The following is a 21,481-nucleotide window of genomic DNA, read 5'->3' on the forward strand; positions in this document are numbered from 1 at the left end:
ATACATAAGTCTGCTCATAATCAGAGGTAAGCATGATAAACCCAACAAGAGCCTCCCACTCACAAAAAGCATTACTCTCTGAAAGGATCAATAAGCTCGCTCAAGCCCTATCTGACGGGGTATACGAGCGAGAAGAAACCATTAAACTTTGCCTGTTAGCCGCCCTGTCTGGGGAGAGCGTTTTCCTACTTGGTCCCCCTGGTATTGCAAAAAGTTTAATCGCCAAGCGCCTGATCCAGGCATTTGACAATTCCTCTTATTTCGAATACCTGATGACTCGCTTCTCAACACCGGAAGAAGTGTTTGGTCCGCTTAGTATCCAAGAATTGAAAGATAACGGCCGCTACGTCCGTCTAACGGAAGGGTATTTGCCAACTGCACAAGTCGTCTTCCTCGATGAAATTTGGAAGGCTGGACCTGCGATACTCAACACGCTTCTCACTGTGGTGAATGAAAAAACCTTTAAGAACGGTAATGAAATTGAGCGCGTCCCGATGCGCTTGTTGGTTTCTGCATCTAACGAGTTGCCAGACGAAGACAGCGGTTTGGAAGCGCTCTATGACCGAATGCTGGTGCGTGTGTTCGTCAATCGTATTCAAAACAAGCAGAACTTTAAGTCTATGCTCACGGTGGGAACGCCACAAGAAGCAAAACTCCCTGAGGGTTTAGCCATTACGGATGAAGAGTATCACCAGTGGCAATCGGAGCTAGATACGCTTGAGCTGTCTGATTCTGTGTTTGAAAAACTCTACGAACTCAAAACCATGTTGGAAAACGCAGCGCAAGAGTCGACGGGCGTCGATATTGCTGATACCGACATGTATGTCTCTGACCGTCGCTGGAAGAAAGCCGTCCGATTGCTAAAAGCGAGCGCATTTTTCAATGGCCGTGATGAAATCAACCCGCTCGATCTGTTACTGCTACAAGACTGTTTGTGGAACAGTCCAGATTCACGTGAGGTGGTTCGTAAGGTCATCAAAGAGTTTGCCTTGATGCGAGCGTTTGATCAGCAAGACGTTGAGCAGCAAATTACCCTGTGCCGTGAAGAACTTGCAGAGATTCAAGAAGAACTCGAATCTGAGTTTGGCGTGATGCTTTCAATGGAATCAACAACGGGTCTACTCAAGAAGCAGATCCACAGCTACGACATCTCCGATGCGAAAAGCTATCAGGTGGGCAGCGCTTACGACCTTGTTAAATTAGTCTTACTCCAAAGTAACATGTCAGTCACTGAGTCTGAAAAAGGTGACAGCCGCTGGGTTTACGTCCCTAAGAATGAACTAGAGCGAGTGATCAAAGAAGGTCACGGTGACGTTTATGGATACGTGAACACCAATACAAATCTGGTTAGATTGCGTTTTGATGTCGATGGCGCGAACAACTTGGTGATTAAAGACATCGCCAATCGTGCCGTCTTAGTTTCCATCGTGACCAACAAAGGCCTAGATCAAACACTTTACCAAGAGTGGTTTGCCAAGGCTGAGAAAGCAATGGCGCAGCTAGAACATGCTGAACACCACTTGCTGAGAGTGCGTTCGAATTTCCACGGAGCCTTGCCACATAGCTTTGTCGAACAAGAGATTCCAAGGGCAATGGAAGCGAGCTTACAACACCTTCAACAAGTACTGGAATCGACCAAAACCGAGTGTGAACGTACGGTTTTCCGTTTCAAGACCTTAAATCAATTCTTTGAATAGGAGAAATGAATGTTAGGCGCAGATGGATTAAACCTCGCACTGATGATTGCCGATTCTGGCATCATAGACACGGCTGTGAACGACTTAATGGCTCGTTCTCAGATGATGGCGGTAGCGGAAAACCGCGGCGTTAAGTCCTCGGTAAAAAACCATCTATTGAAATGGCGTGGAAGCGTTAAGAAGCGCATAACGAAGGTGTGTGAGACGGAACGTTTTCAACAAGAACTCGCGCTCTACCAAGAGGTGATCTATTGGGATGAAGCGCAGTTTTTTGAACAGATACCAGAAGTCATCAAAAAGCTAGAATGGCACTCTGCGTTTTACTTGCAGGCGCGTCGCCTAATGGAGAAGAACAAAGGGGTGAACAACCCAATGTTCCCGCACTATTTCTGTGATCAATGGTATCAAAGCCTTTCCGATGCCATTCGACAAGCGCAATTGACCGAGCTTGAAGCCAACAAAGAGAAAGTGCTCAAAGATCTTTACCAACGCATGGAAACCATGAAGAACATGGATAAAGTGACGGAAGAGGGTGATGAAGGCAGTGTTGGCCGTCTGTGGGACATGGCATCGGCTCGATTAAGCAAAACCGATCTTACCGTAATGAAGCGCCATGCAGAGTTTTTGAAAAAGAACCAAGGCCTTCAAGAGATTGCAGAGAAGCTTGGCCGAATGGCGAGTCAAGTTGACGATCCTGATTTGAACAAAGCGCCTTTGGAAGAGCCTCAAATTGTTGAAGAGAAATCTGACAAAGCCACCGACGATATCGTTGGTATTCATGAAGGCGACGATCTTAATAAGCTGTTACCCAACGAAACCATGTTCTTGGCGTATCCTGAACTAGAAGTGGTGTTCTACAAGCACCTAGTTGATAAGCGTCTCATGAACTACAAAATGCAAGGTAAGTCCCGCACTTTGCGCAAAGTACGCGCGCAAAAACCAGATAATGCCCAAGTTGATGTAGAGAAAGGGCCATTTATTATTTGTGTCGATGCATCTGGTTCAATGAGTGGCTTTCCTGAGCAGTGTGCCAAAGCGATGGCGTATGCGCTGATGCAAATTGCGCTGGCTGAAGATCGTGACTGCTATGTCATTCTCTTTTCTTCAGAGCAAATTACCTATGAGCTGACTAAGCAAGATGGCTTAAGAGAAGCGAGTGATTTTCTTACCTACAGCTTCCACGGTGGCACAGATTTAGAGCCCGTGCTTATGAAGTCAATCGACTTAATGACGGGAGACAAATACCGAAACGCGGATATGGTGGTGATCTCGGACTTTATTGCACCTAAGCAGTCAGAAGAGATGATCGCCAAGGTTGATGAACTGAAAGAGCATAAAAACCGCTTTCATGCGATCAGCCTGTCTAAATATGGCAATCCAGAGTTAATGACAATGTTCGATCACTGCTGGTCTTATCATCCCAATCTGATGGGACGAATCATGAAAAAATGGTAGTGGAAAGACAAATAAAAGGAGCTCAGTGAGCTCCTTTTTTAGATTAAAGATTCGCGTCTACTTCAGAACCCGCAGCGACAGAGAGCCCGTTTTGTGACGTGTAGATAGAGAAGTTTTCTCCCGCGACAATCCCTTCCTCGGAGTCGTCATTGGCTGTACATGTGTAACCAACCGAATAGGTTCCAGGCGCTACAAAACCGAACTCATACTCATAGGTTAGACCGTTGTCTTCTGTAACAACATTCGCGGCTGCTACCGGAGCACTATTCCCCGTTCCCGCAAAAGTACCCATGTCAGCTTTCGCAACATTACCCTCATATAGGTACACTGCGTGAGCGAAACCATTGCCGCTTGTTGTATCTGTCTCACATCCATTGTAGGTTGCTAGTGAAACATCGCCCTCTATCTCTCCTGTTGTTACGGTGTTGATCAACATGACAGAAGTTCGTTGAATGGTGTATTCACCAGAGTCCTCTTTTAATCCACGGCGTAAATCAAACTCCGCCACATAATCATTGTTTTGATCGTTAACTGTAAATGTGTCATTGAAATACAAAGTACCAGTATTCTCAAATTCACCGACGCCTTGAGGACATTTTCCGTTGCCTTTGACGGTCAAAGGAACCTGGTTCCCATTGCCAGTTTCTCTCACATAGGAAGGGTAAGTCGGGTGGTCTCCATCATGAGCAAAGAGACACAACTTATAGTTACCTGTTGGAATGTCTTGATCGTCCAGCAGCGACTTTGAATCGGAGCCTTGGAAATCAAGCAGATTAACACTAAGAGGTAACGGGTCATCTCCATCAGGGAGAGGAGCGCCATTCTCATCAACATAGTTGCCGTCTTCATCCGTTTTATAGACGTCAAATAGAAGAGGTGAGCTGCCATCAAGCGGTAAGAAAGCAACCTTATTGTATGTGACAACAACTTCTGAGACTCCGTCTAACGGTGCATCAGAAACCGACAGTGTTACTGGCGTTGTCGCGTTTGAGTCAGATGAACCGCCACCTGAGTTACAACCAGCAAGAATCAACAACACCGAAGCGCTCAATAAGCTGCGTTTACACATTTTCATACTCATAGTCCTAGTAAAAGCTAATGACATAATTCTAGTTCAAAGAAGGGAAATTTTATTGTTAGTACTGTCAATATTAGGGTGAATTTTGTCAGCGCTAGGTAGTGATTACATAAAGTAAGAGCTCCGTTCCAATCGATAGGGAATTGGAACGGAGTAACAACAGTTAGATAGCCAATGGCATTTGATCATTAGATTGGTCGTGTTTACGGTAAACGCGAATAAGACCAATCAGCGCGAGCAATGACATGATCAACATCAATGCACCTAAAGGCATCTGATTAGTGGTTGGAATCATGGATGCCCCTAAGGTTGCTAAGCCAGCTCCGAGGTTTTGCATTCCACCAAGAACCGCACCGCCAGTCCCTGCATGATAGGGCAGTGGAGAGAGCGCACCTGTCGTGGCCGCAGGGAAAAGAATGCCCGCACCCAAGAAATAAATGGTTGCTCCGCCGACCAATGTTAAGGCTGTTGTTTGACCCATTAAACCAGGAATCAATACAATCAAAGAGCCAGCCATAATGGCAAACAAACCGAACATCAGCGCACTTTTTTCGTTCTTCTTCGCAGCAATAATGCTTGAAAGTGCGGCACCGACTAAGTAACCCGGAATCGGCATTACAAATAGTAAACTGACGGTGGTTGCAGGAAGTTGTAACACCCCACCGAGCAGCACACCTGCCGCCGCTTCAAAAATAGCGACACCAGAAAACGTCGCCACCAAGCAAATTAGGTAGCCTTGGAAGCGTCGGTCCGATAATACGTAGCGATAGCTGTCGGTGACTTTCTCATAGCGACGTTTCTCTTTTGGCAGTGTTTCGATAAAGCTTGTCATCATGGTGATTACGACCGCGATACCAAATAGCGCGAGGAACATGTAGCTAGAACGCCACCCGAACACTTCTGTGAGATAGCCTCCTAAAACAGGTGCGATAAGAGGCGAAAAAATCACACACATGCTGATCAAGCTGTTGACCTTATGGAGCTCAGCGCCCGAGAACACGTCTCTCGTTAAGGTGCGTGACATAGCGCCACCACAGCCTATACCTAGACCTTGAATAAAGCTTCCCGCTAAGAACCATTCATATTGATGGGCAAACAACGCCATGATTGTGCCTAGGATATAAATCACCAGTCCAACAATGATGATGGGTTTACGGCCTAAGCGATCGGAAAGAGGCCCATAAATGAATTGAGAAAAACCATAAGGGATTAAGTAACAAGCCATGACCGCCTGCAATGCTGCCGGTGAGACTAAGAACTCATTCGCCATGTGACCGATTGACGGTACGTACATGGTTTGAGTCATTTGGCCAACAGCGGTCAAAATCGCAATCAAAAACGTGAGTTTAATAACTTGTGAAGACGCGGACATTTCCTATTTTACCTAAATTCAAAACGCAAGAAACCAATAGCTTTGCCGTAGCTAAGCTAATTTAAAAAACGAGAAAGGGAACTTTCAGGCGCGAGATATTAGAGCGAGTTAGAAGAGCGAGCAATGAAAAAGTGTGATCTTAAGCAAGATAAAAATCTATGATTTGGATTAGAAAAACTAATCCAAAATTTAATCCATGAAAACAAGAATTTTTATGCGATGGGTAAGTTTGTTAGACAAGAACGGCATAGGCAAGAATCGTTACTCTGTAATGAGCTTGTATCGCGTCTTTCCAAACTAAAGCACCAACATGTGGCCTTGCCTTCACTAAGATCGCAGCTTGCTGGTTTACCGCATTGAGGACACTGATGGCTTGATGTTTTGCCACTTAAACGGTCCATTACAGACTCTCTTTGCTCATCGGTCATCATTCGCCACGTTGCGATCTCTTCAACAGTGCGATGACACCCAAGGCATATTCCACCTTCATTTTTACATGCAGCGATACACGGTGTTTTCACAAACTTATTCCAACAATGATTTAGGGCCGATGACTATAAAGGTTTTAACAGAGAACCACCATAGTAAAGAAAACACACAAATTTCTTGCTATTAATTGCAAATGACAATCATTATCATTAATATGATTTGCAGTTGAATAAAAAATAATGTTTACAATGATTCCTTCTCTTGCTGCCGGAGTCTTTATTGCCGCGTTGGGTAAGAAGATCCATTTACAAAACGTTGAACTGCTCTTCTGGTTTATCTGGTTAGTTGTGCTCGAAACATGGCTTTCACACGGCGCGGTCTCGTTACTTATCGCACTTTTTGTGTCGGCTCCCTTCATGATTAAATGCAAGCCTTATGCAAAACCACTGTTCCGCGCTGCTATCGTTGCCAGTTCTCTACTGATTTATTTGAACTTTGGCGGTTGGTAGAGCAAGGAGCTATCTTGCTTCATAAAAATATTGCTCGCGATAAGGCTACCAATACAAATCAGCGACAGAGCCACCCAACCAAGAAGTGAAGGCTGCTCATTGAAGATTGGGATGGCTAAAAACGTCGCAATTGCTGGCGTTGCTGCGCCAAATGCAGCTGTTCTTTCTGCGCCCAGCACGGAAATAGCATGTAGATACGTAAAGGCGGCAATCACGCCTGCACCAATCCCTTGTAGCATGATGTGACCAATTAGTTCTTTCCATGGCCATTCATTTACCGCTGTGGTGGCTAAGTGGCTAGGCAACCAGCCAAGATGAATCGAAAGTGCGAGTGTGAATGTCGAGAGGAGTGATATAAAGCCCGCCGTTACCAACGGATTTAGGCTCGATACGCGAGCACAGATAGTGAACATTGCCCACATGATACTTCCCGTTAGGAACAGCAGATGCCCTTGCATACGCTCACCGTTGAGTTCCATCAAGTTGTGCGACATAAAAGCGGCAATACCAATGATGACCAATACCAAACCAGCAATCCGATGCTGGCTTAACGGCTGCTTAAACAGTAAAACAGCAATCCCAGAGACAAACAGGGGCAGTGTGCCTGGTATCAAGGCACTGCCATCAGAGACCGGTGCAAACTGCATCCCTGAGCCTGCAACCAACAAATAAGGCAGACCGCAGCCAATGAACATGCCAAGTAAATAGCGTGGCGGAACTGCTTTAATGCTCAGCCGAGATCGAATCACGAGTGGAAGTAAAATCAGACAAGGGATGACGAAGCGTGTCAACGCGATATCAGCGGTGGTGAGATCGGAATGCGCGCCGCTTCTCAGCGATAGAAAAAAACCAGACCAGAGCAGTAACGTGGCAATCATTGCCAAATATCCTGAAATCATAATGATGTTATCAATTTGTATTTGTTTGCGTTAATTATGAGTCGTAACCGTTGGCGTTATATGGCAAACTTCGCTAAGTTTTTCCCATTGCTTGATGGAAAACATCAAATCTATCGTAATAATTGGTAGAAAAAGTTAAGGATAAGTATGGATAGAATTGATAAGCATATTCTGTCGCTACTGCAGAAGGATGCAAGGTTATCCACTGCGGACATTGCGGATAGGGTTGGACTTTCGGCTTCACCGTGCGCGCGGCGAATCAAAAAACTGGAAGAAGAAGGCGTGATCGCAGGATACCAAGCCAAATTGAGCAAACCTGCGATTGGAGTCGGGATGACGGTTTTTGTTGAAGTGAGTTTAAATAACCACCAAGCGGCGTCTATTGATGCATTTGAGCAGGCGATTTTGGAAATGGGCGAGGTGACAAACTGCCACGTTGTGTCAGGTGCTTATGACTACTTGTTGGAGGTTGTTAGCCAAGATCTCACCGGATATGAATCGTTTACTCGAAAGTTACAGAGGTTGGATAATGTCAAAGACATTCATACCCACCTTGCAATCCGTCAAGTGAAAGAGTCGAGTGAGCTGCCTGTTTTCACTTAACGGTTTGTTTGCCAGACTCTCGTTGATAATCAACATCTTCATATTGAGAAAGCGTCGAGTCGCAGTAGACAGAAACCCGATTTCGACCAAGAGATTTGGCTTGATACAAGGCTAAATCGGCGCGCTTGATCCAAGCTTGGCTGGTTTCAAAGGGTACCGATTCAGCGACGCCACAACTGAGCGTGACTTTAACATCATGTGGGTAGGCTTGCTCTGAGATATTCCTTCCGATCAGATTCATTATCGTTTCTACCGCATACTTATCGACACCGTGAAACAGCAACAAAAACTCGTCTCCTCCGACTCTAAAGAGCAAGTCATTCGCTCTGGTATTGCTGTTGATGGTTGCAACCGCTTGTTTGAGGACCGTGTCGCCCGTGTCATGCCCATAGTTGTCATTAATGGTCTTAAAATTATCGACATCGATCATCACAATGGTTGAGTAGCCATACTGCTCGATGGCCCTGTCGAGGGAACTATGCAGTTGGTGGCGATTCAATGCCCCAGTCATCGCGTCTCTTTCTAGCAGGTGCCTTAGTTCACTTTGCAATTTATGCACTTCCTTGACCACCACATGGACAATCGTAAGGGTTGCAACAAGGGAAAACGTGTATCGAGCGGTCACTTCCGGATCTTGCTGAGGGTAAATCGCAGCCGTCACACCGATAATGATGAGCAGGTTTGACAAAAGCGCCACTCGCTCTGAAAACAAGAAGACAATTGCTATCACGATAGGGAACACCCAGTAGGTTGCGAGTGTACCGAAAATGTCGATCGCCATAATAATCGAGGCGCCGAGCAATGTCAGTGGGATCAAATTGCCGATTACTCGTTGTTCATTGTAAATGATGGCTGCGACTTCAAGCAGTAAGGTGATTTCGAAAGCAAGTAGGACGATGGCGAGGACAGTTTCACCAATGAGGATGTTTTTAACCGCAAGTGGAACGAAAACAACCAGCGTGATGATGGCGATAAGTTTGAGGACACGCTTCTTTTGATTGACGTCTAGGATGGTATCGTCTGCGTGGAGTTCAAAACTTGTCTTTTTAACCATCCGACACCTTTGCACTGGTTAATCAAAGTAGCTTTTGCGTGACGAAAAGCTACTAAGACGCGTTGTTTCACTTATTACAACTTTAGACCAATGCCCGGATAGTTCAATTCAGATAAGGCTATTCCGGTTTAGTGATGCTGCCCAGTTCAAGCACTGGCGCCACTTCAATATCTTCAGCGTTCATCATCGATGAAATACGTTGCACCGACGATAGCAGCAGAGATTGTTCCCACTCTTCGAGCCTTTGGAACTTATTAATGAAGTTCTGTTGCAGAGGCATAGGGGCTTGGCTTAGCACCTCTAAACCTTTATCAGTGATGTACGCATGAACTTTACGTTTGTCTTGATTACTGCGCACACGCTTAACAAGCTCGTTTCTTTCTAAGCGGTCAAGGATTGTGGTCGCAGTTGCTTGACTCATATTGGTATGATTCGACAACTCTCGTATGGTCACTTCACCTAACTCTTTGATTGAACGCATTAGAATAAGCTGAGGGCCTGTTAAACCAGACTCTTTGCTCAAGCGTTTGGAGTGTAAATCGATCGCGCGAATTATTTGGCGAATTGAAACGAGGACTTCTTCGTGCTTTTCCAATGTTCATCCTTAGTCAGCAAGCGTTTTAAGGCGTGAAAATACATGATATTGACGCCTAATTGAAGAGCAAAAATCAATAACAATCTCATTTAGAGATGCGGGTTGTTTAATTATGTTAGAAGACGGGTGAATAATTGCACATCTAATGTTTAGAATTCAAAGTTAATGGTGATTTGGGTTGAGCGAGATCACAGTTACTTTTTCAACAAAATGATCTTTTTGAGGTGGATTTGTGAGCGGTTAAGCGCGTTTGACTGGCAACTTACACTGGAAGGCGTACAATAATGTCGGTTCGATCAAGTCTTGAAATAAGATAAAATTACTTTCATCACTAATGAATTTTAGTTTTAGGCTTTGATTAGGGAAAGATAATTATCGAGAGAGGAAAAATGACGAAAGGTATCGATAAGTACAGTATCGACAGTACCGATTACACCATCGGTCAAGATAACGTACAAAAGTGGGGGTTCGATGTTCATAACCCTGTCTTTGGCGTCAGTGCAGGATTTATCGCCCTGTTCCTATTTGGCGCTCTAGTTATGGATGCGGAAACGGCTAAATCCGCGTTAGATGGCCTGAAGTGGCAAATCATTGGAAGCTTCGATTGGCTGTTTATCTGGTCTGGCAACATCTTTGTTGTCTTCTGCTTAGCGCTTATCGTATCGCCTTTGGGTAAAATTCGCCTTGGCGGCCAAGATGCTACCGCAGATTACTCATTCATTTCTTGGCTCTCTATGCTTTTTGCTGCTGGTATGGGTATCGGCTTGATGTTCTGGAGTGTGGCTGAACCTGTCGCTTACTTTACTGGTTGGTATGAGACTCCGCTCGGCGTTGAAGCCAATACCGCTGAAGCGGCGAAACTGGCCATGGGTGCGACGATGTTCCACTGGGGTCTTCACCCGTGGGCTATCTACGGTGTTGTGGCGTTATCGCTAGCGTTTTTTGCATACAACAAAGGCTTGCCTTTATCTATCCGTTCCATTTTCTATCCGCTACTAGGCGATCGCGCTTGGGGCTGGGCTGGGCACATCGTTGATATCTTGGCTGTGGTCGCAACCCTGTTTGGTCTTGCGACGTCTCTAGGTTTAGGCGCGCAACAGGCGGCGAGTGGTATTCAACATGTGTTTGGCATCGATGCAGGCTTAGGTCTGCAAGTGGTTGTGATTACGGTCGTAACTTTGCTTGCGGTAGTCTCTGTTATTCGTGGTATTGATGGTGGCGTTAAGGTCATCAGTAACATCAATATGGTGGTCGCATTCGTTCTGTTGATCCTAGTTGCGTTGATTGGTTACGCGGTGACTTTTGGCAATATCGGCACTACCTTGATGGCGTATGTTGAAAACATCATTCCTTTGAGTAACCCGCACGGTCGTGAAGATGAAGCATGGTTCCAAGGTTGGACTGTGTTCTACTGGGCGTGGTGGATTTCTTGGTCACCATTCGTGGGTATGTTTATTGCGCGCGTGTCTAAAGGTCGAACAGTCAGAGAGTTTATGACTGCAGTACTGCTAGTCCCAACGGCAGTGACGCTTCTTTGGATGTCGGTGTTTGGCGGTATTGCGATTGATCAGGTCGTTAATAATATTGGTGAGCTGGGTGCGAACGGTCTAACTGACGTTTCTCTGGCCATGTTCCAAATGTTCGATGTTCTGCCAATGGGCACCTTGCTCTCTGTTATTGCTGTTGTATTGGTGCTGGTGTTCTTTATTACCTCTTCGGATTCAGGTTCACTGGTTATCGATAGCATTACCGCAGGTGGTAAAGTCGATGCACCTGTCCTACAACGTGTTTTCTGGGCGTTTATGGAAGGGGCTATTGCGGTTGCTCTACTTTGGATTGGTGGTACAGAAGCGATTCAAGCGCTGCAAGCGGGGGCTATCTCTACCGCACTGCCGTTTACCATCGTCTTGTTGCTGATGTGTGTCAGCTTGCTAATGGGCATGCGCACAGAGAAGTACCAAAATTAAGGTTACGTTTGTTGATTATAAGGGCGCTCGGCGCCCTTTTTTTGTACCTGCTCACGAGTAAAAGTGAGTTTTGTGATCTGAGCAAGTCCGGAGGCAAAACTCCACTGTGTATCTACTCAATAAGTTAAAATAACCTTTTTGTTATTAACGAAATTTCATCGATTTTTTCTCCCAGATTCATAAAGTTCGTCACTATTAGCTGCTACATTTTTATTTATTAAAACTATCAAATTTATAAAAGTGCTGAATGCTTTCTTAAGAAGGTCTTGGCGCTTGAACAATGTTTAGAGCTAGGGATCGGAATTATGAATATAGAAAGATTATCGAAGGTGTCCATTGCGACACGGGCTTGGTCAATATTAGCGTTGTTCGCAATAGGATTGTTGTTGAACACCTATTTGAATATCGACAAATCGCGTGAGCACATGCGTGAAAACTACGAGCGTGGCGTCATGACGATAGTAGAGTCTGCGAACGGTGTTGTGGAGCACTATTACGATCTTTATCGTGCCGGTGAAATGAGCGAGAAAGAGGCGCAAGTGAGCGCCCTAAAAGCAGTTTCCGCTATGCGCTTTGACGGTGATAACTACGTCTTTGTTGGTGACAACACGGGTATCCAACTCGCGACGGGTGTGAGCTCGTTGTTGGGCAAAAACATCATGGGATTGCAAGACAGTTCAGGAGAGTACTTTGTCCAGAGACTCTATCAAACCGCGCGCAGTGGCGGAGGGTTTGTTGACTATACTTGGCGCAATCCAGACAAAGGGACAACAGACCCTAAAACCAGTTATGCGCTGATGTTTCAGCCTTGGCAATGGATGATAGGTTCAGGAATGAACATGGTTGCGTTGCAAGCGGCGACTGAACGTTCAGAAATGGCGTCACTCGGTTACGCGGTGGCAATTTTGTCAGTTCTCTCTCTGATGATTGCGTTCTTCATTAAAACCATTACGTCTCCCCTCAAACGCTCTGTGCGCGCCATGCAGGCGTTGTCGAAGGGCGAGGGCGATCTTACTCAGCGTTTACCCGAAGAGGGCAGCTCTGAGCTGATTCAACTTGCGCGCTACTTCAACCAATTCGTCGCTTCTGTGCAGTCTATTATGTTGAACATTAGCGATGCGGGTAGCCAGGTATCGAGCGCGGCAAATCAGTTGTCGACGTCTGTTCACCATATTGATGACAGTTTAAATCAGCAGCAGTCTGATGTGGATATGCTGGCCACCGCGATGACACAAATGCTTGCAACGGTAGAGGAAGTGGCGAGTCGGACGGTTGAGGCGAATGATGCCAGCCGCCTCGCGGCCAACGAAACGAATAGCAGTCATCAGATCATAAGCCAAAACGTCAATGAAGCGAATCAACTAGCGCAGCAAATGGATTCGGCCAGTCATGTGGTTGAGCAGTTGGCGAGTGACGCAAAAAATGTCGACACTGTGCTGGAAGTGATTCGCGGGGTAGCAGAGCAAACTAACTTACTCGCGCTAAACGCTGCCATTGAAGCGGCACGGGCGGGCGAACAAGGACGTGGATTCGCGGTGGTGGCTGATGAAGTGAGAAGCCTGTCGTTACGCACTCACGAATCAACGCTGGAAATTCAAAATATTGTTGAAAAGCTGCAAAATGGCGCTGGCAATATCGTTACGGTTATGGAGCAGGGCGCTGTCAAAGCCGTCAATGCGTCGAGCTTGTCTTCGCAAGCCGGTGAGGCGTTAACCCGCATCAACAAAGAAGTTCACACGATTGAAGAGATGAATCAACACATCGCGACCGCCGCTGAGGAACAAACGGTCACGGTCAACGACATCAATCGAAATGTGGTGAGCTTAAATGACATGGCATCGAGTGTTTCCGAGGAGTCAGCACAAATGGCGAGCGCCAGTAAAGAGCTGCGCAATGTGTCGGAAAATCTGATGTCGATGATCAATCGCTTCAAATTGGCGTAACTTGAGGAGACAGGGTGATGTGGTAGAATCGGCGCAAATTTTTTTGCTGAGCTGTAAATGAGACATTTAAACACCACCGTTCACCCTGACATCGACCATCTAGACGACAAAGTCATCTATCAACGAAACGCGGCTCGTGCCATTGTGGTTGATGGAGAAGACATCTTACTGCTCTACACGGAGCGCTATCACGACTACACGATTCCAGGTGGCGGCTTGGATGATGGTGAAGACGTCATCGCAGGCATGGTTAGAGAGCTAGAGGAAGAGACCGGAGCGCAGAACATTCACTCTATCAAGCCTTACGGAATCTATGAAGAGTTTCGCCCTTGGTACAAAGACGATGCAGACATTGTCCATATGATCTCTTATTGCTATACCTGTAAAATTGACCGCCAATTGGGTGAAACCTCATACGAGGATTATGAGATAAAAAACGGCATGAAAGCCGTATGGATGAACATCCATGACGCGATTGCTCATAATGAAAAAACAATGGCAGAGAGCCCTAAAAAAGGCATGAGCATAGAGCGAGAAACCTTTTTGCTCCATTTAGTCGCCAAGGAAATGCTCTAACAGTGAGTCCGCAAAATGCGGACTCTTTTTTATCCCAACCCCACTTGTTTTAGGAACACTTGCAGCGGCTCCGCGTACACTTTCCTTCAAGAACTGTTTTGCTTCACAATGCTTCCTAGTCCTAACGAAATCGTTTACATAAACATTGTTCCGCTTCTATACTGATCCAAGTAATTGAATTATTAATATTAATTATTCGTACTGTAGAGCGTATAAACCAGATTATTAAAGGATGAGTATATGGGGAAAGTACGTCATTTCGCGGTGGGTTGCTCACTGCTGTTGTCTGCTCAAATGAGTTTCGCTGATGTGATTGAAACGCAAGTTCTTGTCGGGTTCGGCGAGGCGAAGTATGCGTCGGATTTCGCGCACTTTGATTACGTTAATCCAAATGCACCAAAATACGGCTCAGTGACCTTTGGTCAGGTTGGAACCTATGACAGCTTCAACCGATTTGGGTCTCGAGGTGTTTCTGCGGCAGGCATTGGTGAAATCTACGATACCTTAATGTTTTCCCCAAGTGACGAAATAGACGCTTACTATCCCCTTATCGCGGAGCGAGTCCGCTACTCAGACGACTATCAGTGGATTGAAATCGATATCAATCCTAAAGCCAAATTCCATGATGGCAAACCTATCACCGCGCATGATGTGGCGTTCACTTTCGACAAGTTTGTCAAAGAAGGTGTGCCGCAGTACAAAGTCTATTATCAAGATATAAAATCTGTCACGGCTAAAAATGATCGTACGGTTCGCGTAGACATGGTTAAGCCGAACCGAGAGAAAATGTTCCGCTTTGCGCAGAACACTCAAGTTTTACCCAAGCACTATTGGCAAGATAAAAACCTCGCAGAGCCGCTATCGACTCCGCCAGTGGGAAGTGCGGCTTACAAAGTGGTGGACTATAAGTCTGGGCAAAGCGTCACTTACCAACTTGTTGACGATTATTGGGCCAAAGATCTTCCGGTGAATGTAGGGCGAGATAATTTCAAAACCATCACTTACGATTACTATCGCGACGAAACCGTCATGCTTGAAGCGTTCAAAGCGGGCGAGTTTGATTTTCGGATTGAAAACGTAGCCAAGTTTTGGGCCAACTCCTACACAGGCGTCAATTTTGACAAAGGATTCATCGTCAAAGAAGAGATCGCTCACGAGCGTCCAGCCAATGCACAAGCGTTTGTGTTTAACACTCAACAAGCTATTTTTAAAGACCCGAAAGTTCGTCAGGCGCTGAACTACGCGATGGACTTCGAGTGGATGAACAACAACCTGTTCTACAACCAATATACCCGTACTCGGAGCTATTTCCAGAATACGGAATATGAGGCTAAAGGCACGCCACAAGGCGACGAACTTGCCTTGCTGACCAAGTACAAAGATCAGCTGCCTCCACGCTTATTTACTGAAGAGTTCCAGCCGCCAGTTACCGATGGCTCGGGTCGTATTCGCAGTCAGATGAGAAGTGCGTTCAAACTGCTCAAAGAAGCGGGGTGGGAGCTAAAAGATAAAGTGATGACCAATACCGAAACCGGTGAACCGTTTAGCTTTGAGCTGCTGATCTATAGCCCGACCACAGAGCGGATTGCGATACCCGTGCAGAAAAACTTAAAGCGAATGGGTATCGAGATGAAGATACGAACGGTGGATACGACTCAATACATCAAACGCCTTCGCGATCGTGACTTTGATATGGTCTCTTCATCCTATGGCGCGAATCCATACCCAGGACCCAACTTGCTGATCGTTTGGAACTCCAATTACATCGATTCGACCTACAACACGGCAGGGGTGATGGATCCGATTGTCGATGAATTGACTGAGCAAATCGCGAAAAGCCAACAGAATCCAGACAAACTGCTTACGCTTGGTAAAGCGCTTGACCGTGTATTGCAATGGAACTACTACGTGATTCCACAGTGGCACTTAAGCAAATACCGCGTCGCGATGTGGGATAAGTTTGAGCGCCCGGCGACTATGCCGAAGTATGACCTTGGCCAAGACACTTGGTGGGTTTCTAAAGAGAAAGCGCAAAAACTGCCTGAGAAACGTCAATAGTGATTGTCTAGTTCATGGCTACTATGCTGTAGCGCTATCACAAGATGCGAACCAGAAGGTGACGCGTTACAGCAGTAATCGCTAAGAGACCAGAGCGCATTGATTCGCGGCTCTGAGATACGCAGAGGGAAACATGGCTGCCTATATATTTCGCCGACTACTTTTGGTGATTCCCACCTTGTGGGCGATTATCACCATCAACTTCTTTATCATTCAGATTGCGCCCGGTGGACCGGTAGAGCAAGCGATCGCCCAGATGGAGGGGCACACCTCTGGCATTATGGAGCGTTTTACTGGCGGTGGTGCTGAAGTGGAACTCGCGGACGACCAAAATAGTGCCTCTGGCTATAAAGGCTCGAGAGGTTTGGACCCAGAAGTGGTTGAGGCGATAAAAAAGCAGTTTGGTTTTGATAAGCCACTGCTTGAGCGCTATGTGGAGATGCTCAAAAATTACGCTACATTCAATTTTGGTGAAAGCTTGTTCAAAGGCGGCAATGTCATTGACTTGATCGTTGAGCGCCTCCCTGTCTCCATCTCACTTGGCTTGTGGAGTACTCTGATTATCTATTTGATCTCAATTCCTCTTGGCATTTTAAAAGCAATCCATCATGGCTCTCGATTTGATGTCTGGTCGAGTGCGGTCGTGATCGTGGGTTATGCCATACCAGGGTTTCTCTTCGCCATCATTTTGATCATTCTGTTCGCTAGTGGGAACTATTTCAGTTGGTTTCCTCTAAGGGGCTTGGTGTCGAGTAACTTTGAACAGTTAGTCTGGTATGAACAGGTGATGGACTACTTTTGGCATTTAACCTTGCCGATATTGGCGATGGTGATTGGTGGGTTTGCGACCTTAAGCATGTTGACCAAAAACTCCTTTCTGGATGAGATCAACAAACAGTATGTCGTGACCGCAAGAGCGAAAGGGCTCGATGAGCGCAGCATTCTCTACAAGCATGTGTTTCGCAACGCCATGTTGATTATAATCGCAGGCTTTCCCGCCGCTTTCATCAGTATCTTCTTTACCGGGTCAATGCTCATCGAAGTGATGTTCTCACTCGAAGGGATTGGGCTGCTTGGCTTTGAGTCGACCATCCAGCGTGATTACCCTGTCGTATTCAGTTCGTTGTACATCATGACTTTACTTGGATTGCTGCTCAGTATCATCTCCGACTTGACCTACACCTGGGTGGATCCACGCATTGATTTTGAGGCTCGTTAACTGTGATTGAAAAAAGACGCAACCCACTCAATGAAGCTCGTTGGTTACGATTTAAAGCCAATCGCCGCGGCTTTTGGTCGCTTTGGGTCTTTGCTTTGCTCTTCTTCGTCAGCCTGTTTGCAGAGCTAATCGCCAACGACAAACCGTTATGGATAACGTACGACAATCAATGGTATTTCCCGATCGTTTCGCAGTATGCAGAAACTGAGTTTGGCGGAGAGTTTGAAACGGAAGCCGATTACAAAGACCCGTTTGTGGTTGAGCTCATTGAGGAAAAAGGGAGTATTGTTTGGCCGCTTATTCCGTTTAGTTACGACACGATTAACTTTGATATTCAAGGCTCGGTTCCATCGGCGCCTGATGCGGTGAACTGGCTCGGCACAGACGACAAAGGAAGAGACGTCTTGGCGCGAATTATTTACGGCTTTAGAATTTCGGTGTTGTTTGGTTTTGTATTGACCATTATCTCAAGCGTCATTGGCGTGGTTGTGGGGGCGACACAGGGCTACTACGGAGGTTGGCTTGATCTGCTTGGTCAGCGTTTTATCGAAGTGTGGTCTGGCATGCCTACCTTGTTTTTGTTGATTATCCTTTCCAGCTTCGTTGAGCCCAATTTCTGGTGGCTACTGGGTATTATGGTCGCATTTAGCTGGATGAGCCTGGTGGGGGTTGTTCGCGCTGAGTTTCTTCGTTGCCGTAACTTCGATTACGTACGAGCCGCTCTGGCAATGGGCGTCAGTGACAATCGCATTATGTTAAGGCACATGTTGCCCAATGCGATGGTAGCGTCACTTACCATGATGCCGTTTATCTTGTCAGGTTCGGTGACGACCTTAACCTCATTGGACTTTCTTGGCTTTGGTTTACCTGCGGGGTCGCCATCGTTAGGTGAACTCTTAGCACAAGGAAAGGCGAACTTACAGGCGCCGTGGCTAGGGTTTTCGGCGTTTATTGTCTTGTCACTCATGTTGACACTGCTCGTGTTTATCGGGGAAGCCGTGCGCGATGCTTTCGACCCGCATCATCAAGGGAGATAGCCATGACTCATCCGATACTGACCATGGAAAATCTGTCTGTTGGCTTTGGCCGACAGGCGAACATAGAACAGGTGACCCATCAGGTTTCGCTGTCGATTTGTAAAGGGGAAACATTAGCGCTTGTCGGCGAGAGTGGCTCTGGAAAGTCGGTGACTGCGAACTCGATTCTAAAGCTATTACCCAAAGGCTCCGCACACTACTTGGAAGGTAAAATTACATTTGATGATATCGACATACTGCAATGTTCTGAACGACAACTGAGAGGCATCAGAGGGGGAAGAATCGGAATGATCTTCCAAGAGCCCATGGTCTCTCTAAACCCGCTGCATAAAATTGGTAAGCAGTTGGTGGAAACTCTCTCTATTCATCGTGGCGTTAGACAAAGCAAAGCAGAAAGCATTGCCATTGAATGGTTGGAAAAAGTGGGTATTCGCCACCCAAGCGTCAAAATCAACGCCTATCCTCACGAGTTGTCAGGAGGCGAGCGGCAGCGCGTAATGATTGCGATGGCGTTGATTAATGAACCAGAGCTTCTGATTGCCGATGAGCCAACAACAGCGCTCGATGTGTCAGTTCAGGCGCAAATCCTCGACTTGCTCAAACAATTGCAGCAAGAGCTCGGTATGGCAATGCTGTTTATTACCCATGACTTGAGCATTGTCCGCCGTATCGCGGATCGCGTTGCCGTAATGCAAGAGGGGCATCTTGTCGAAGTGGGCGAGTGTCAACAAGTCTTCCAGTCACCTAGTCACGCTTATACCCAATTACTCATTAATTCAGATCCTAGGGGGACGCCGGTTGTTGTCAGTGAACCGAGCGAACCAATACTGGATGTTGAGCAACTTAGGGTTTGGTTTCCTATCACTGGCGGCGTGTTCAAACGGGTGGTTTCGCACATTAAAGCGGTCACCGATATGCAAATCAGTTTGTCTCGTGGTCAATCCATAGGATTAGTCGGAGAAAGCGGGTCTGGTAAGTCGACAACAGGTATGGCGATTCTCAAGTTGGTCAACTCGGAAGGGTCAATTCGCTACCAAGGTAATGAGCTTCAAGGACTTGACCGTAAGGCGATGCTGCCATATCGGCGTCGCATGCAAGTGGTGTTTCAAGACCCGTTTTCAGCACTTAATCCTAGGATGTCCGTTGCGCAAGTGATAGGTGAGGGATTGCGTGTCCATGAGCAGCTTAGCGATGAAGAGATCGATGAAATGATTGTTAAAGTGATGCGAGAAGTGGACTTGGATCCGGACTCCCGCCATCGCTATCCAAATGAGTTCTCCGGAGGTCAGAGACAACGTATTGCGATTGCACGGGCACTTATCCTAAAGCCTGAGTTTATATTGCTCGATGAGCCAACCTCATCCTTGGATCGAACGGTTCAAGCGCAAGTGCTCGATTTGCTTAAATCCCTGCAACACAAGTACGGGCTAAGTTATCTATTCATTAGCCATGACCTGAATGTCGTTAAGTCTTTGTGTCACTACACCATTGTGCTCAAGCAAGGAGAAATTGTGGAGCAAGGCGAAACGAAAGGGCTGTTTACTGATCCTCGGCACCCCTATACCAAAGAGCTTGTCACACTGTCGAGTTTATAGAAAAAGAAACGCCGTCTAAGTAGACGGCGTTATCGATTCAATCAGTGCCAATTAGCTGTTTGGGATGATGATCAGCTCCATAGGGCTTTTCCACACGCTCTCAAACTCATTGCTGATGTCGTACTCGTTCATATGAGCGACATGGAAGTTCATTAGATCTAAGTCGTAAGAAGGAGAGGTGTAGACTCGGCCTTCATCGATCGCCTTAATCAACTGGTCAGCTTGGTGAGCGGTGTATGCCTCATCATGTGGGCGAGTTTGCCCCTCAAGCTCTTTGCGAAGTTGCGACACCACCATTTCGTACTCTACTTGGCTAAAACCGCTAGCGCGCGCACGGTTGATCTCTTTCTCGATGATCTGCTGTGCGGCTTTCGCCTGCTCGCTGTCTTCACTGGTAAGGGAAACTTGAGAAACCAAGCTAGATTGCGCCAAAATCTGGTTTGAAACCTCGACTTTAATATCTTGATTGGCAAACGCTTCTTCCAAGCGTTTCTCTAGAATTTTGTTTGCAATGGTTACAGTAAGTAGCTTTTTGCGTTGTTGCTTACTGTTTGCCGTATCGTCAAGTGAGGTATGGGCCGTGTATGCCACAGTTGGCTTTTCCTGTTTAGGAGCGTCAGAAACACTTTTTGGCATTAGGCTAAGCTCAGCAGGTGCAGAAAACGCTTCGCTTGATTTCCAGTCAGAAAGATTGTCGCTAATTAACTCTGCCGCAGTACGGTTTTTAAAGTTGCCAGCAATAACCAAATCGGTTTGTGACGGCAAGAAAACCCCTTTGGCTTCCTCGCTCTTAAATAGCGCTGCGAGCTGCGAGATTGCCTCTGCTAAGGTTTCTTCTTTATTGTCAGCGAAGTCGCGTTTGAGCACACTTTTGCCATTAAATTCGACCAACTCCCAACCATAGTCTTGCGTTAACGTCTGAGCAACAGACGCATATTTAATTGGAAGATCAGTCAAACGAACGCGGATAGAAAGCGCTTGTGTATTGCGGCTAGTCGGCAACAACACGTAGCGCATGGCATTGCTAAGTTTACCTGCTTTCGTGCCTTTAGGTAGCGTGATGTCGCTTTGTTCAAACCAGTTAAATTGATTTTGCTCTGCACTTACTGATAGGGAGAAAAAAGGGGAAAGCAGTAAGCTCGCTGAAAGGGTTGCAGTGACGATTTGACGTAATGGTTTAGACACAAAGTTCTCCTAAAACAAGTTTATTATGACTTTCCTTGTTTCAAGCGCTGTTGATGACGGTGTGTGATCTGACAGGCGGTAACGAATCGAATCCTTGATTGCGTTAATTTGAGAGGTTACACAGAGCTTTTGAATGCGTGTCATGTCTCAAAAATCGTGCAAATTTTCTACAACTTAAGTGACATAGTCAATCACTAAATATTGATATGT

18 protein-coding genes are annotated in these 21,481 nt (G+C 46.3%); 11 read left to right on the top strand and 7 right to left on the bottom strand.

All coding sequences use genetic code 11. The annotated features are described in order from the left end of the window. Window positions 1-32 precede the first annotated feature (32 nt). A complete protein-coding gene (locus RJ47_RS00110) occupies window positions 33-1,697 on the top strand; it encodes an ATPase RavA domain-containing protein (RefSeq protein WP_038137257.1) in 1,665 nt (554 codons plus the stop codon). A 9-nt stretch (window positions 1,698-1,706) separates the two neighbouring features. Beyond that, the gene (gene viaA / locus RJ47_RS00115; protein ID WP_038137255.1) at window positions 1,707-3,152 is read left to right on the top strand and encodes an ATPase RavA stimulator ViaA; all 1,446 of its coding nucleotides are present in this window, start codon (window positions 1,707-1,709) and stop codon (window positions 3,150-3,152) included. Window positions 3,153-3,195: 43 nt separating this feature from the next. On the opposite strand, the gene RJ47_RS00120 is transcribed toward viaA, so the two are convergent. From RJ47_RS00120 to RJ47_RS20720, 3 genes are all read right to left on the bottom strand, one after another. Continuing rightward, window positions 3,196-4,227 carry a DUF4382 domain-containing protein gene (locus RJ47_RS00120; RefSeq protein ID WP_039480226.1) on the bottom strand — a complete coding sequence of 344 codons (1,032 nt, stop codon included), beginning with the start codon at window positions 4,225-4,227 and terminating at the stop codon, window positions 3,196-3,198. Window positions 4,228-4,393: 166 nt separating this feature from the next. Then, entirely contained in the window at window positions 4,394-5,602 is a 1,209-nt protein-coding gene (emrD, locus tag RJ47_RS00125; RefSeq protein WP_038137251.1) for a multidrug efflux MFS transporter EmrD, read from the bottom strand. A 212-nt stretch (window positions 5,603-5,814) separates the two neighbouring features. Then, window positions 5,815-6,123, bottom strand: a complete 309-nt coding sequence (locus RJ47_RS20720; RefSeq protein WP_072036303.1) for a cysteine-rich CWC family protein — start codon at window positions 6,121-6,123, stop codon at window positions 5,815-5,817. A 147-nt stretch (window positions 6,124-6,270) separates the two neighbouring features. Between RJ47_RS20720 and RJ47_RS00130 the strand changes: the two genes are divergently transcribed. Further along, the gene (locus RJ47_RS00130) at window positions 6,271-6,540 is read left to right on the top strand and encodes a hypothetical protein (RefSeq protein ID WP_039480228.1); all 270 of its coding nucleotides are present in this window, start codon (window positions 6,271-6,273) and stop codon (window positions 6,538-6,540) included. On the opposite strand, the gene RJ47_RS00135 is transcribed toward RJ47_RS00130, so the two are convergent. Beyond that, window positions 6,516-7,439 carry a DMT family transporter gene (locus RJ47_RS00135; RefSeq protein ID WP_197058113.1) on the bottom strand — a complete coding sequence of 308 codons (924 nt, stop codon included), beginning with the start codon at window positions 7,437-7,439 and terminating at the stop codon, window positions 6,516-6,518. The two genes, RJ47_RS00130 and RJ47_RS00135, sit on opposite strands and share 25 nt — an antisense overlap. 147 nt (window positions 7,440-7,586) lie before the next feature. Here RJ47_RS00135 and RJ47_RS00140 point away from each other — a divergent pair, with 147 nt between their 5' ends. Continuing rightward, a complete protein-coding gene (locus RJ47_RS00140; protein WP_038137243.1) occupies window positions 7,587-8,042 on the top strand; it encodes an Lrp/AsnC family transcriptional regulator in 456 nt (151 codons plus the stop codon). Here the strand turns inward: RJ47_RS00140 and RJ47_RS00145 are convergent. Together RJ47_RS00145 and RJ47_RS00150 are read right to left on the bottom strand one after the other, a co-directional pair. After that, window positions 8,035-9,096 (bottom strand): GGDEF domain-containing protein, encoded by a 1,062-nt coding sequence (locus RJ47_RS00145; protein ID WP_039480234.1) that lies wholly within the window; start codon window positions 9,094-9,096, stop codon window positions 8,035-8,037. The genes RJ47_RS00140 and RJ47_RS00145 overlap by 8 nt on opposite strands. Before the next feature lie 118 nt (window positions 9,097-9,214). Continuing rightward, a complete protein-coding gene (locus RJ47_RS00150; RefSeq protein WP_038137240.1) occupies window positions 9,215-9,691 on the bottom strand; it encodes a MarR family winged helix-turn-helix transcriptional regulator in 477 nt (158 codons plus the stop codon). Window positions 9,692-10,080: 389 nt separating this feature from the next. On the opposite strand from RJ47_RS00150, the gene RJ47_RS00155 reads away from it, so the two are divergent. From RJ47_RS00155 to RJ47_RS00185, 7 genes are all read left to right on the top strand, one after another. Next, a complete protein-coding gene (locus tag RJ47_RS00155) occupies window positions 10,081-11,658 on the top strand; it encodes a BCCT family transporter (RefSeq protein ID WP_038137237.1) in 1,578 nt (525 codons plus the stop codon). A gap of 305 nt (window positions 11,659-11,963) precedes the next feature. Continuing rightward, window positions 11,964-13,601 (top strand): methyl-accepting chemotaxis protein, encoded by a 1,638-nt coding sequence (locus RJ47_RS00160; RefSeq protein ID WP_039480238.1) that lies wholly within the window; start codon window positions 11,964-11,966, stop codon window positions 13,599-13,601. Between the two features lie 57 nt (window positions 13,602-13,658). Then, the gene (locus RJ47_RS00165; protein ID WP_039480241.1) at window positions 13,659-14,177 is read left to right on the top strand and encodes an NUDIX hydrolase; all 519 of its coding nucleotides are present in this window, start codon (window positions 13,659-13,661) and stop codon (window positions 14,175-14,177) included. A 294-nt stretch (window positions 14,178-14,471) separates the two neighbouring features. Beyond that, entirely contained in the window at window positions 14,472-16,235 is a 1,764-nt protein-coding gene (locus RJ47_RS00170) for an extracellular solute-binding protein (RefSeq protein WP_231565930.1), read from the top strand. A gap of 133 nt (window positions 16,236-16,368) precedes the next feature. Further along, window positions 16,369-17,454, top strand: a complete 1,086-nt coding sequence (locus RJ47_RS00175; protein WP_039480248.1) for a microcin C ABC transporter permease YejB — start codon at window positions 16,369-16,371, stop codon at window positions 17,452-17,454. 2 nt (window positions 17,455-17,456) lie between these two features. After that, window positions 17,457-18,491 (top strand): ABC transporter permease, encoded by a 1,035-nt coding sequence (locus RJ47_RS00180; protein ID WP_038192249.1) that lies wholly within the window; start codon window positions 17,457-17,459, stop codon window positions 18,489-18,491. Between the two features lie 2 nt (window positions 18,492-18,493). After that, complete coding sequence (locus RJ47_RS00185) at window positions 18,494-20,086, top strand: ABC transporter ATP-binding protein (RefSeq protein ID WP_039480251.1); 1,593 nt, start codon at window positions 18,494-18,496, stop codon at window positions 20,084-20,086. Window positions 20,087-20,137: 51 nt separating this feature from the next. Here RJ47_RS00185 and RJ47_RS00190 read toward each other — a convergent pair whose 3' ends face one another. Next, a complete protein-coding gene (locus RJ47_RS00190) occupies window positions 20,138-21,271 on the bottom strand; it encodes an insulinase family protein (protein WP_039480255.1) in 1,134 nt (377 codons plus the stop codon). Between the last annotated feature and the right edge of the window lie 210 nt (window positions 21,272-21,481).

The organism is Vibrio sinaloensis, assembly GCF_000808535.1.
GTDB classification, from domain to species: Bacteria; Pseudomonadota; Gammaproteobacteria; order Enterobacterales; family Vibrionaceae; genus Vibrio; species Vibrio sinaloensis_D.